10 protein-coding genes are annotated in these 13,697 nt (G+C 66.6%); all 10 read right to left on the reverse strand.

Going from position 1 to position 13,697, the window contains the following annotated elements:
* Positions 1 to 1,872 (reverse strand): bifunctional sugar phosphate isomerase/epimerase/4-hydroxyphenylpyruvate dioxygenase family protein, encoded by a 1,872-nt coding sequence (locus ACQR03_RS18565; RefSeq protein ID WP_316201753.1) that lies wholly within the window; start codon positions 1,870 to 1,872, stop codon positions 1 to 3.
* A complete protein-coding gene (locus ACQR03_RS18570) occupies positions 1,869 to 2,606 on the reverse strand; it encodes an ABC transporter ATP-binding protein (RefSeq protein WP_316201752.1) in 738 nt (245 codons plus the stop codon). Before ACQR03_RS18570 ends, ACQR03_RS18565 begins: the two co-directional genes overlap by 4 nt.
* A gap of 10 nt (positions 2,607 to 2,616) precedes the next feature.
* Positions 2,617 to 3,360, reverse strand: a complete 744-nt coding sequence (locus ACQR03_RS18575) for an ABC transporter ATP-binding protein (RefSeq protein ID WP_316192843.1) — start codon at positions 3,358 to 3,360, stop codon at positions 2,617 to 2,619.
* Positions 3,357 to 4,355, reverse strand: coding sequence for a branched-chain amino acid ABC transporter permease (locus ACQR03_RS18580; protein WP_316201751.1), 999 nt, complete (start codon positions 4,353 to 4,355; stop codon positions 3,357 to 3,359). The genes ACQR03_RS18575 and ACQR03_RS18580 overlap by 4 nt, the downstream gene beginning before the upstream one ends.
* Positions 4,352 to 5,227, reverse strand: coding sequence for a branched-chain amino acid ABC transporter permease (locus ACQR03_RS18585; protein WP_315755128.1), 876 nt, complete (start codon positions 5,225 to 5,227; stop codon positions 4,352 to 4,354). Before ACQR03_RS18585 ends, ACQR03_RS18580 begins: the two co-directional genes overlap by 4 nt.
* A 71-nt stretch (positions 5,228 to 5,298) precedes the next feature.
* A complete protein-coding gene (locus tag ACQR03_RS18590; protein WP_434841415.1) occupies positions 5,299 to 6,438 on the reverse strand; it encodes an ABC transporter substrate-binding protein in 1,140 nt (379 codons plus the stop codon).
* 79 nt (positions 6,439 to 6,517) lie between these two features.
* Complete coding sequence (locus ACQR03_RS18595) at positions 6,518 to 7,399, reverse strand: shikimate dehydrogenase (protein WP_316169795.1); 882 nt, start codon at positions 7,397 to 7,399, stop codon at positions 6,518 to 6,520.
* Between the two features lie 121 nt (positions 7,400 to 7,520).
* A complete protein-coding gene (locus ACQR03_RS18600; RefSeq protein WP_315713383.1) occupies positions 7,521 to 8,462 on the reverse strand; it encodes a LysR family transcriptional regulator in 942 nt (313 codons plus the stop codon).
* 31 nt (positions 8,463 to 8,493) lie between these two features.
* On the reverse strand, positions 8,494 to 12,267 hold the full coding sequence (locus ACQR03_RS18605) for an AsmA family protein (RefSeq protein WP_434841416.1): 3,774 nt from the start codon (positions 12,265 to 12,267) through the stop codon (positions 8,494 to 8,496).
* A 168-nt stretch (positions 12,268 to 12,435) separates the two neighbouring features.
* Positions 12,436 to 13,668 (reverse strand): cytochrome P450, encoded by a 1,233-nt coding sequence (locus ACQR03_RS18610; RefSeq protein WP_316183986.1) that lies wholly within the window; start codon positions 13,666 to 13,668, stop codon positions 12,436 to 12,438.
* Between the last annotated feature and the right edge of the window lie 29 nt (positions 13,669 to 13,697).

Below are 13,697 nucleotides of genomic sequence, written 5' to 3' on the forward strand. Positions count from 1 at the left end.
CTAAAGCCGCGGCATCGCGTCCGGCCGTACCTCGCGGGCCTGCGCGGCCAGCCGGATCGCGGCATTGGCCGCACCGAAGCCCTGATAGTTGCGCCGCTGCACGATCTCGAAGAAGAAGCGCTCCTCGAAGATATGGGTGTAGACTTGGAAGAACTCGGCGTCGCCGTCGCGGTCGTACAGGATCTCGTTGGCACGGAGCGCTGCGATCGTCTCGGGCGCAAGATCATACTTGGCTTCGAGATCGTCGTAATAGTTGTCGGGAATGTCGAGGAAGCCGGCACCACGGGCGCGCATCTCGGCCACGGCCGCGAAGATGTCGTCGCAGGAGAACGCGATGTGCTGGACGCCGGAGCCGAAGAACTCGGAGATGAAGCGCGACGACAAGGTGCGCGTCGCCGTGGAGCCGTTGAGGATGAAGCGCAGGCTGCGATCGCCGTTGACGATCGCCTGGCTCTGCACGAGGCCTCTGGGATCGGCGATCTCCATCTGCGGCAGGCGGGAGAAGTCGATCAGCCCGGCATAGAACAGCAGCCAGGACAGCATCTCCTCATGCGGCATCGACTGGGCGATGTGATCGACCGCGACGAGACGGTCGGTGCTCTTGTCGCTGGCGACGGCTTCGAAATCGACGTCCCAGTGCCGCCCGTGGGTATCCAGGAAGTACAGCAGGCTGCCGCCGACACCATGGATCGCCGGGATCTCCAGCTCGCCCGGCCCGACCGGCTGGGTGAAGGTGCGCGTCTTCAAGGACTGCGCCCGCGCCATGGCACGAGCGGCACTGTCGACGTCCAGCGCCAACGCGCAGACACCAGCCCCATGCGTGACGTAGTGTGAATGCGCAAAACTGGCCGGCTCGCAGTTGATCACCAACTCGATTGCGCCCTGGGACCAGCGCTGCACCGCCTTGCTGCGATGACGCCCCGTCTTGCGGAAGCCAAGCTGTCCGAACAGTCTCGCCAGAGACTCCGCTTTGTCCTCGCTGACCGCGAATTCGACGAAGCCGATGCCGTGGCTCTTGACCCGAGGCTCGAAGCGCGCGGCCGATGACGCCGGCGTCTTTCCAGCGAGGTCGTCCTGCAACAGCAGCAGCGAGCGCATGCCATCGAGCGCGGTGCGCGGCGCCGAGCCGGCGCGGAACTGATCGTTGAAGATCTCCAGCGACAGCGGCCCGAAATAGCCGGTCGCGGCGACCGCCTCCATGAACGCGCCTACCGGCAGATCGCCCTGCCCCGGAAAACTGCGAAAATGCCGGCTCCAGGACAGCACATCCAGTTCGAGCTTCGGCGCATCGGCAAGCTGCACCAGGAAAATCTTGTCGGCCGGAATCGCGCGGATCGCGTTGGTCGGCAGCGCCGGCGCCAGCGCATGAAAGCTGTCGAGGATGACGCCGATCGCCTTGTGATCGGCGCGGCGCACGATCTCCCAGGCGTCACGATAGTCATGGACGTGGCGGCCCCAGGCCAGCGCCTCGTAGCCGACGCGCAGGCCGCGCTTGGCCGCGCGCTCGCCGAGCTCGTGGAAATCGGCGGCGGCCCGGTCGATGCCGCCAAGCGAGGCCGGCGACACGCTGCTGCAGATCAGCAGCAGATCGGTGCCGAGCTCCTGCATCAGGTCGAACTTGCGCTCCGCGCGGATGAAGTTGCGCGCGCGCTGCGGCTCCGGCATGCCCTCGAAATCGCGGAACGGCTGATAGGCGCAGATCGACAACCCAAGGTCGCGGCACATCTGCCCGATCTCGCGCGGCCGCATCCCGAACGCGACGAGATCGTTCTCGAAGATCTCGACCGTATCGAAGCCGGCGGCGGCGATCGCCTTGAGCTTCTCGTCGAGCGCGCCTGAGATGGAGACCGTTGCGATCGAGCGCAGGTTCATGCCGCGGTCTCCTCCATCGCGCCGCCCAAGAACAGCTGGCCGACGCGCGGATCGGCCAGCACGCGGTCGGCCTTGTCGATGATCCGGGTGCGGCCGAGCTCGAGCACGATGCCGTAATCGGAAATCTCCAGCGCCGAGCGCGCGTTCTGCTCGATCAGGAGCACCGAGACGCCGCGGTCGCGCAATTGTTTCAGCATGTCGAAGGTCTGCTGCACCATCAAGGGCGACAGGCCGATGGAGGGCTCGTCGATCAGCACGAGCTGCGGCTCGAGCAGAAGCCCGCGCGCGATCTCGAGCTGCTTCTGCTCGCCGCCTGACAGGGTCGAGGCCTGCCGGTCCGCCTTCCTGCGCAGCACGGGAAAGACGTCGAGCGCCGCCTCGACACGGGCGGCCAGATCGAACTCGCGCGGTGCGGCCACGCCGCCGAGCTCGATATTGTGACGGACCGACAGCTCGCCGAAAATGTTGCGGCCCTGCGGGATGTAGCAGATGCCGGCGCCGAGCAGCGCGCGCTGGCTCAAGCCGGTGACGTCGCGGCCCTTGAAGACCACCTTGCCTTCGCGCAGCTTGAGCAGGCCGAAGATCGCCTTGAACACGGTCGACTTGCCGGCACCGTTCGGACCGATGACGGTGGTGATCGAGCCCGCCGGCACCGAGAAGGTCGTGCCGTTGAGGATCGTCATCTTGCCGTAGCCGCCGACGAGGTTCTGGACGTCGAGAATGGGATCGCTCATCGCCGTCTCCTCAATGTCCGAGATAGGCTTCGATCACGGCCGGGTTGGCCCTGATCTCGTCGGGCTTGCCGATCGCCAGCACCTTGCCCTCCGCCATCACCATGACGCGCGAGCACAGCGACATCACGAACTCCATGTTGTGCTCGATCACCACGAAGGTGGCGCGGCGTTCGCGGTTGATCGCGATCAGCCGCTCCTTGAGGTCGCCCAGCATAGTCGGGTTGACGCCGCCTGCAGGCTCGTCGAGCAGCACCAGCCGCGGGCCGCCCATGAAGGCCATGGCGGCATCGAGCAGCTTCTGCTGACCATAGGACAAGCCACCGGCCGGCTCGTTGGCGAGATGCTCAAGCTTGAAGAAGCCGATCATCTGATCGGCCGTCTCCGTGAGCCCCGCATCCGACGGGCCGAACAGGCGCGACAGCATGCTGCCGCGATGCTCCTGGCCCGCGAGGATCAGATTGTCGCGCACCGACAGTTTCGGGAACACCTGCAGCAGCTGAAATGTGCGGCTGACGCCGAGGCGGTTCAGCTCGGACGGGCGCTGGCCCGTGACGAGCTTGCCATCGACCCTGACCTCGCCCGCGCTCGGCACCAGCTGGCCGAGGATGCAGTTGAACAAGGTCGACTTGCCGCAGCCATTGGGGCCGATCAGGCCGAGGATCTCGCCCTCCTGCACGTCAAAGCTGACGCCGTTGACGGCGGTGATGCCGCCAAAGCTCTTCTTGACGTCGCGAACATCGAGGACTGCGGTCATCGCGCGGCCTCCAGCTTGGATTGAGCCGCCGCACGCAGCGCGGACGCCGCCTGGGTTCGCCGTGAGCTGAGATAGCGGTCGAGGATGCCGAGAATGCCGCTCGGCGAATAGATCAGCAGCACGATCACGGCGGCCGCATAGAGCATCAGATAATAGCCTTCCGCGAAGCGCAGCCACTCCGGCAGCAGCACCGCTATCATGGCGCCAAGGAACGGCCCGAGCATGAAGCCGGCGCCGCCGACGATCACCATCATCAGGAGATCGAGCGAGAGCTGCAGGTTGAACGGTACGGGATCGACATATTGCGTCAGCGGCGCATAGAGCACGCCGGCGATGCCGCCGAGCGCCGAGCCGATCGCGAACGCCATCAGCGTGTAGCGTCGGGTGTCGATGCCGAGCGATTGCGCCCGGATCGGATTTTCGCGCAGCGCCATGAAGGCGCGGCCCCAGGGCGAGCGGATCAGCCACCACATCGCGAGCGTCACGAGGCCGAGGGAGCCGAGACAGAGATAGTAGAACGGCAGCGGCTTGCGGGTCGGGAAGCCGAAGATGTCGGGACGTGGAATGTTGCTGATGCCGTAGATGCCGTTGGTGAGCCAGCTCTCGTTGCGGAACACCAGGAACGCCAGTGTCGAAAACGCGAGCGTGACGAAGGCGAGATAGTGATGCTGCACGCGCAGCGCCGGATAGCCGAGGAGCCAGCCGACGATGAAGCAGATCACGATGACGAGGCCGAGCGCGGCAATCAGCGGCCAGCCATGCGTGGTCAGGATCGCCGCCCCATAGGCGCCAATGCCGACGAAGGCGCCCTGCGCCAGCGACACCTGCCCGGCGTAGCCAAGCGTGAGGTTCAATCCCATCGCGGCGATGGTCATCACGGCCCACTGGCTCAGGATGTACAGGCCGTAGCGGTTGAAGTTCATCGGGATGATGATCAGACCCGCAATGACCACGACGGCCAGCGCGGCGAGAAGCAGTCTGCTGTGCTTGCTCATACCGTGCGCTCCTCGGCGCGTCCGAGCAGGCCCTGCGGCCGGAACAGGATGACAAGGATCAGCAGCACCATCGGAACGGCGGCGCGATACTGGGTGGAGACGTAGGCCGCGGCGAGGTTGTCGACGACGCCGATCAGGAGACCGCCGGCGATGGCACCGCGCACCTGGTTGAAGCCGCCAACGATCGCGGCGATGAACGCCGCCTGCCCGAGCACCTCGCCGCTGGAGAACTTCGCGAGATAGATCGGCGTGATCAGCAGCGACGCCAGCGCGACCAGCACGGCATTGATCAGGAAGGTCAGGAGGATCATACGCTCGACGGGCACGCCGATGATGCGCGCCACCGTGGGATTCTGCGCGGCCGCCTGCATCTGATGGCCGAGCGAGGTGCGGTTCAACAGCGTGGTCAATCCGACGACCGCGAGGATCGCGACGGCGAGCACGCCGAGGCTCTGCAGCGAAATCGCCCGGCCCAGGACGGTGACGTCACCTACCGGCACGATCGAAGGGAAAGGCGAGGCCTCGGCGCTGAAGAACTGCTTCACCGCCTCCTTGATCCCGACCGCCAGCGCCATGGTGGCGATCGCCAGCGGCAGCACGCCATGCCGCAGCATCGGATCGACCAGCAGCATCTTGAAGGCGAGACCGAGCAGAAGTGCCGACAACAGGATGCCGACGAGAACCGCGAGCCAGAACGGCGCGCCGAGATGCATCACCGCGAGCATCAGGAAGGCCGGCAGCATCACGAACTCGCCCTGGGCGAAGTTGATGGTCTGCGAGGTCTGCCACAGCAAGGTGAAGCCGACGGCAACGAGCGCGTAGATGGCGCCGGTGGCGAGACCCGCCACGATCAGGTCGAGCAGATTGGACATCGTTTCCCCCTAAGCCTTTGGGTGACGGCGGCACTGGCATCCCCTCCGGCGCCGCCGGTCGACCGTTGTCCTCAGTTGAGCTTCGGCAGCACCTGCTTGACGACCTGCTTGCCTTCGACCACCTCGACCAGGAAGCCCTGGCGATCGATGTCGCCATTCTGATCGAAGGTGACGTCCATCAGGATGTTCGGCTCGGCCGATGTCTTGATGGTCAGGCCGTGCAGCGTATCGGCAAACGCCTTGGAGTCGACCTTGCCCATCTTCTCGGTCGTGGCCTTGACCATGTAGATGGCGAGATAGCCCTTCAGGCCGTTATGGTCGGGCACGTAGTTGTACTTCTTCACGAAGCGGTCGCGGAACGCCTTGATGGCCTCGACCGGCGCATCGGTGGTGAGGCCGACATGGCCGCGAGCCCCGTTGGCCGCATCACCGGCGAGCTCGATGACCTTCTGGCCGACCAGCGTGGTCTCGCCGATCAGCGGCGCCGTCACGCCCTGGCGCTTGATCTCCTTGAGGATGCGCGCGCTCTCTTCCTCGTTGACATAGATGAAGACGGCATCCGGCGCGACCGCCTTGATCTTGCTGACGTCGGCGGCGAAGTCGGCCTGGCCGGCTTCGGTCGACAGGTCGGCCGCGACCTTGATGCCGAGGCGGTTGAACTCCTTGGTGATGACGTCGCGTCCGCCGCGGCCGAAGTCGTTGTTGACCCAGACCACCGCCACCGACTTCGCCTTGATCTCGTCGTTGATGTACTTGGCGACCTTCGGCATCGACGATTGCTGGCCGAACGAGGTGCGGAACAGGAACTTGTTGCCGGCCTGCGTCAGCTCGGCCGCCTCGCCGCCCATGATCTGCGTGATGCCGGCTTCGGCCGCCAGCGGCGCCGTCACCTTCACCGATCCGGAATAGCCGGGCCCGAGCAGCACATAGGGCTCGGCGTCGAGCGCCTTCTGCACCTGGGCACGGGCGACGCCGGGGTTCGACTGCGAGTCGGCGTGGCTCACCTCGATCTTGCGGCCGAGAATGCCGCCCTTGGCGTTGATCTCCTCGACCGCGAGGTCGATGCCGTTCTTCCAGTTGGTGCCGACGGTCGCGCCACCGCCGGACAGCTCGGCGACGTTGGCGATCTTGATGGGGGCACCGGACTGCGCGTAGGCGGCTCCGGACAGCAGCACGGCCGAGCACAGTCCGGCCAGGATGATCGATCTCACGTTGTTTCCTCCTCTGCTCTAAACGCTTGTTTGCGTTTCTTGCTTGAACGACTTGTTCCGCCGCGTATTGGCGGTCGGCTCAGGCGGCGTCAACCGCCGGATATCTCTCCGCCATGTGATTGTCGAAGGCCGCCCCCATCGCCTCGGTCGAAGGCACAAGGCCGGTGAACAATTCGAAGGCGTCCGCGGCCTGGTAGATCGCGAGCTCGCGGCCGAGCAGGACCTGAGCGCCCTTGGCCCTGGCGGCTTTCAGCAGCGGAGTCCAGAGCGGAGAATAGACCGCGTCGGCGACCCAGAGGTCGGCACGCAGCAAGTGATCCGGCACCGGCGTACCGCGGTTCGGCAGCATCCCGATCGGTGTGCCGTTGACGACAGCCACCGCTCCCTGAAGCGCGTCTTCGACGCTGTCGACGACAGTCACCGTGGTGCCGGCAGGCAGCAGGCTCGCGAGCTTCGCGGCGCGCGCCCGCTCGGTGTCATAGATCCGCAGCCCAGCGACTTTGAGGTTCGCAAGTGCGAAGGCAATCGCCTTGCCGACTCCGCCGGCCCCGATCAGCGCCACGACGCCGCGATGGCTCTGGCTGACCAGCGGCGCCACCGCGCGCTCGAAGCCGGTGGTATCGGTGTTGTGGCCGATCAGCCGGCCGTCGCGGACGACGACGGTATTCACGGCGCCCATCGCCGCCGCCTTCGGCGCCAACTCGTCGAGCAGCTCGACCACGGCTTCCTTGTAGGGATAGGTCACGTTGACGCCGGCAAAGCCGAGCCGGCGCACGCCCTCCAGCAGCATCGCCAGTCCGGCACGATCCGCGCCGGCGACCTCGATCAGCTGATAATGGCAGCGCACGCCGAGCGCCGCCGCGGCGTGCTCGTGCATGGCGGGAGAGGCCGAATGCGCGATCGGGGCACCGATCAAGCCGGTCAGGAATTTTCGGGCTTTGAGCGCGGAAAGATCAGGCACGTTCGCTTTTGTCTCTTGCTGCTGTGACGTGCGAGCGCCGCACGCGCGGATTTCGTTGCAGACGATAGCGCGTCCGCTCGCTAACACAATTACTCAAATATCGGCTGAACCTAACATCATGTTATTTTTTGCCGCCACCGGATTTCGCCGGTTTGGCCACCTGACGTCGGCCGGGCTCCAGCGCGCGCATCTCCGCGCGCAAGCAGTCGATGAAGTGTTCGGCGTAGAGCGACAGCGGCGTACCGCGCTTGACCGCGATGTAGGTGTCGAACCGCGTCGGCTCGGCGATCTTGATCAACTCAATGCCGGGATAGCCGCCATGCGCGACCGTGAACTGGTCGATCACAGCGATGCCGAGCCCGGCCTTCACCAGCGCGCAAACTGTGGTGCCAAAGCGCGCCTTGATCGAGATATTGTAGCTGAGTTTGTTGCGCGCGAAGATCTCGGCCATGATCCGGCCGTAGGGGTCGTTGGGATCGATGCCGATCAGCGGATAGCGCGTCATCTCGGCAGCCGAGACCTGTTTGCGGCCGGCGAGCTCGTGTCCCGGCGGCACGATGCAGAACAATTCGCCTGAGGCCAGCGGCAGGAATTCGAGCCCGGAATGATCGAGCCGGTAGCTCATCGCCACGCACTCGCCCTTTCCCAGCATCAGATAGTCGATCGCCTCCTCGATCTTGAGGATGTTGATGTCGATGCCCAAATCAGGATAGCGGCGGCGGACGCGCTCGATCGCGCGCGGCACCATCACCTGGGAGATGCTGGGCACCGAGCCGACGCGCAGTTCCGACAGCGCGCCACGGCCGATGTTGGAGATGATGTAGCTGAGATCGTCGACCTTCTCGTAGACGCTGTTGATCTGCTCGAAGATGTTCTGCGCCTCGGGCGTCGGGAAGTAGCGGCCGTTCTGGCGCTGGAAGAAGCGGATGCCGAGCGAGCGCTCGGTGTATTTCACCAGACGGCTGACGCCCGGTGCCGACACCTTCAGCAGGCGCGCGGCGCCGTTGATGGTGCCCGTCACCATGACCGCGCGAATGACCTCGACCTGTCGCAAGGTCATCATCGGCGCGGTCTCCGCACGCCGTCAGCCGGCATCATGGACTGCCCGGCGGCGTCAGCACGACCGGCGGACGCGGCACCGGCCGTGGGCGCGGCGGCAGCGCACCCGGCGCGGGCTTGATCTCGACCGGCGGCGGCAAGGGCGCGACCTGCGGCTGGCTCGATGCCATCGGTGCCGCCGGCTGAGGCGCAGGGGCGGGAGCCGAGAGCGGCGGGGTCAGCGGCGGCACGACGGCGCGCGGACCACCGAGCTTGGTGCGCGGCTCGCGCCGCGGATCACGACCGGGCAGCGGCACGTCGGCCGCGCTCGGTGCCGCCGGGCCAGCCTCGGGTGCACCGGGCAGCGACGCCGTCGACGACGGATAGGCCGGCGGCACCTCGCCGCGCGCGATCGCATCCAGCCGCCGCGTCTCGCGATCGATGGCACGCACCGCCAGCCACGACGACAGCGAGGTGACGTCGACCGCGCGCGTCAGCGCCTCGGACGTCCCGACCACGAACAGCTGGATCTCGGGACGGCTATTTGCATTGCCGACCGTGCTCGTGCTCAGGCTGACGCGAATGTCGGCCTGATCGGCCGGAATGTCGAAGCCACCGGAGACGATGGCACGGGCGCCCTGCGCTTCGAGCGTGGTGGCGCCGACACGCAGCCGGCCATCGCGGATGATGAAGGGGATCTGCGCAGCCGTGACCGGCAACGTCCCCGATGCCAGCACCGGCTCGATCACCTGCCGCAACTTGCCGTCGTCGCTCACCTGGCCTGCGTCGGCCGCGCGCAACGCCGCATCGAACGCCCGCGGGTCGAGATTGGGGAGCGCCGCATTGTCAAGCGTCACCGTGCCATTGCCCGAGAGCGCATTGATCATTGCCTGCACGCTGCGTCCTTCGGCGGCGAGCGTCATCTGCGCCGAAACCTTGCCGGCCGGCATCTTCAGGCTGTGATAGCGTAGCGCGTTGCCGTCAATGCCGGCCAACTCGACGCGGCCGTTCAGGACGAGACCATTCGCGTTGGAGCGCGCATCCACGGTCGCGTTGACGTCGCCTCCGCCGAGCTTGCCCTTGAGATTCTCGATGGTCAGCGACTGGCCGTCGCTCTTGATGGCGCCGCCCAGCGGACGCAGATCAGTGCCGTTCAGAATGGCGCCGCTGAGGGCCTGAAACGAGACGCGTCCGCGCCATCCCTTCAAGAGACCGGCGCCCAAAGGCTCGGCCGACTCACGCCCGGCCCCGCCGATCAGCACCGAGAACACTTGCGGCACGTCGAGCGCGTCCAGCCCGAGTTCGCCGTCGATCTGCTTGTCGTCATCGAGCACCAGCGCGAGCCGGCCACGCAGCCGCGATCCGCCGACCGTGCTGTCGATGTCGTCGAGCGTCACGCGATTGTTGGAAAGACCAAGACGGCCGAACAGCCGGATGTTCTGCGCCGCCGGATCCTGCGGCTTCAATCCGAACAACGGCGACAGGTTGGCGCTGCGCAGGCGCAGATTGACGTTGGCCTTGGCGGTGTCGCCCCAGGGATCGACGGAGCCTTGCGCATCGCCATCGAGACCGGCGCCTGACAGCTTCGCATTCACCCGCAGCGGCGTCCGCCAGCCGCCGGTCACGCTGGCGTCGAACTGGGCCGGACCGTTGCCCGCCGCCGCGACGCGATCGAGTCCGAGCAGCGCCAGCACGGCACTGCCCTGCTCCGACGACACCCGGCTCTCGATTCCAAGCTCGGTTCGATCGATCGCATCGAGCTCGAAGCTGCGCAGCGCCGCCGCCGACGGTTTTGCCGTCAGCGTCGCCGAGCCCTTGAGTTGCGGCGCGTCGAGATCGAGCACCGCCTTGGCCTGGCTGCGATCGGCATTGGCCGGATCCTTGGCGAGATCGAGCGTGAGCTTCAGCCGGGCGGCACCGGCAGGCGTGCCGAGCGCATCGAAGCGGGCGGCGATCTGCGGCGCCAGCGGCTGCACCAGCGCAGTGATCTCCTTGAGCGAGCCGGCCATCGAGGTCACCACCAGCCGCCCGGTTGCATCGGCGCGATCGAACCGGCCGGAGCCCTCGCTCGTCACGCCGCTGCTTTGGCCGAACTTGATCTGGTCGATGGCGATGGTCTTGGGATCGTAGGAAAAGCGCGCGGTGAGCGGACGCAGCTCCTGGCCGCTGAGCTTGGCGCGGCCGACGTCCAGCGCCACGCTGGCCTCCGCCGGCCACTCGCCGGTAACGCCGACCAGCGAACGGGTCACGGCCATCGCCGCGTCGAGATCGAGCCGATCGCCCTTCAGCACCGCCTCGAAACGCGAGCCCGGCCCCGCTGGCCGGTTGACGAGGGCGACGCGTCCATCAACGGAGCCGCCGTCGATGTCGGCCTTGAGGCTGTCGATCGCGACCCGCTCCGGCGCCACGTTGAGGTCGCCACGCAGCCGCAGCGGACGCTGCGTGCGATAGCTGCTGTCGCTGCGGCCCTGCAGCCAGGCCACCAGCGTGTCGGGCTCCGACGATTCGAGATCAAGCGCGCCGGTGAAGCCCGATGTGACCGAGGTCGAGATGCCGATGGTCCGGAAGGTCAGCCGTGTCGAGCCGGGCGCGCGCAGATCGACCTTTTCGAGGCTCCATGCCGAAGGCTCGTTGTGGAGGTCGGCAGTAAAGTTCTGCACCGGGCGGCCGGAAAGCATGATCTGCTCGGTCGCGAACTGCACGTTGGCCGGCATCGGCAGGGTCGGCAGTTGTGCGATCCAATTGCGCAGCGCCGGCAGCACCAGCGCGGGCGCGATCGCCCGTCGATCCTTGATGTCGTCACCGCCGGCCAGGAGCTTGTCGGCATCGAGCTGGCGTGCGGACAGTGAGGCTTTCAGCACGGGGGCGGCGCCGAAACGGACGTCGCCGCTGCCCGCGAATTTGAGCGAGCGATCCTCCTGGCCGAAGCTGACCTCGATCTGGTCGAGCTTGGCCGACGCCTGGTCGCCGACGATCTTGGTGGCGATGCGCCAAGGCGTCGCGCCGGCCTGGTTCAGCGGACCCGCCTTGGCCTGTTGAGCCTGCTTTGCGGATGGCTCCTTCACAGGCTGGGCGGGCTTGTCGTTGTCGGCGCCCTGCTCCTTCGGGGGCGACGACAGCGTCAGCGCGCCCTCGAACTTCGGCGAGCGGTTGGGGAAGCTGATGAGGCCTTCGATGTCGGCCATCACGGGACGCTCGCCCGGGTCGATGTTGAGGTGGACGCGCAGGCCGTTGGAGTCCTTGTCCTGGCTCGACGACACCCGGAACGGGTAGCGGCCGCCGCGGATCGACACCGCGCCATCGCCGCGCAGCGAACCGGCCAGCGAACGCACGTCGCCGGAGAAGACGATGTCGGTCAGTTCCAGCGTCGAGCGGCTGGCCGCGTCGTGCAGCGCGACACGGCCGGTGAGGTTGAGCCGGTCGATGGCGAGCGCGGCCAGATCGAAGCGGCCGGAGGCTGCCGGCAGGTCGACCTGACCCTTGGCATCGAGGCCGAGATCGGCCGCCATGCCGCCGATGGTGAGCTCGTTCGCCCGCCACTGCCCCCGCATGAGGTCGCCGAGGCTGAATTCGACGTCGAGCTTGTCGGCGCGCAGCTTGCCGAGGTGGTTGGCGCCGCCGAAGGTGACCTGGCGCAGCCGCAGCGTCGGCGTCGGCAACAGCCGTGCGTCCAGCGCACCGGCGACCCGCACGGGCACGCCAATGATCTTGCCCGCCTCGGCCTCGAACTGCGGCCGGAACTGGTTCCAGTCGACGAAGTACGGGCCGATCAGCGCAGCAAGGAGCGCAAGGATGAAGGCAATCGCCAAGCCGAGCAGGGTCGTCTGCACGGGGTCTCCCTCAAAGGACAACGCTCCGGCGTCCCAACCTTAAAACCAATGCGGCCGCGGCCCACTGGCATCGATACCGGAGCGCTGCATCATATAGGATTAAGTATGGCGAAGTCACAGCGCTGTCGGTCTTTCCGGGGCGTTGGACAACTCCGTTGACGAAGATGGTTACCAGTGGGCCGGCAGCCGTTTGAGGCCGCGCAGCACGAAGGTCGGCCGCCAGTCCGGGTTGTCCGGATCGTCTAGCTTCAGCTCCGGCAGCCGCCGCAGCAGGGTTCCGATGGCGATCTCGGCCTCGATCCGGGCAAGCTGCGCGCCCAGGCAATGATGGATGCCGCCGCCGAACGACAGCGGCTTCACGTTTGGCCTGGTGATATCGAGCTGCTCCGGATTGTCCGGATACACCGCGGGATCGCGGTTGGCCGAGCCGAGCAGACACAGCACGCTCTCGCCCGCAGGAATCCGCCGGCCGCCGAGATCCTCGATATCCTCGAGCGCGACCCGCCCGGTGAGCTGCACCGAGGAATCGTAGCGCAGGAATTCCTCGATCGCGTTCGTGATCAGCTCCGGCCGCGCCTTCAAGAGCGCCAGCTGCTCCGGGTTGCGGTGCAGCGCCAGCAGGCCGTTGCCGATCAGGTTGACCGTGGTCTCGTGTCCCGCGCCGAACAGCAGGATGATGTTGGCGGTGAGTTCCTCATGGCTGAGCTTGGCACCATCCTCCTCGGCCTGCAGCAGCTGCGTCGTCAGGTCGTCGCCCGGATGTTTCCGGCGCAGCTCGAACAGGTGCTGGAAATACGCCTTGGACACGGCATTGCCGGCATTGCCCTCGGCGATCTCGGCCTTGGACAGCGGCACCGGCTCGAGCAGGCGGCCGCCCTCGCGCGAGCTCTTGTAGAACGCCTCGCGATGCTCCTCGGGAATCCCAAGCATGTCGCAGATCACGGTGACGGGCAGCTTGAAGGCGAAATCCTCGATCAGATCCATCCGGCCCTGCGGGATCACCTGATCGAGCGTGCGGTCGACGATCTCCTGGATGCGCGGCCGCATGTCCTCGACCCGCCGCGCCGTGAACGCCTTCACGACGAGGCCGCGCAGCCGGGTGTGGTCCGGCGGGTCCTGCTGCAGCATCCAATGCCGCATGCTCTGGAACACCGGCTCCTTCATGATGTCGGGGCCGTAGCGCCGGATCGAACGCGCGACGAAGTCCTTGCCGAAGCGCTTGTCGCGCAGCACCAGGCTCGATTCCGCGTGCCGGCTGGCGAGGAACGCGCCGAACGGCGTCACATGCATCGGATCGTTGTCGCGCAGTTGCGCATAGAAGGGATAGGGGTCGCGGATGAACTCCGGCGACAGCGGATTGAACAGCGGCGCGGCCTTGGCGGCCTGGACATGCTCGTTCATGGGGTTCCTCTCCCTGGATTGGCCGATTA

Origin of the sequence: Bradyrhizobium sp. HKCCYLS3070 (assembly GCF_051167575.1) — a bacterium.
GTDB lineage: Bacteria > Pseudomonadota > Alphaproteobacteria > Rhizobiales > Xanthobacteraceae > Bradyrhizobium.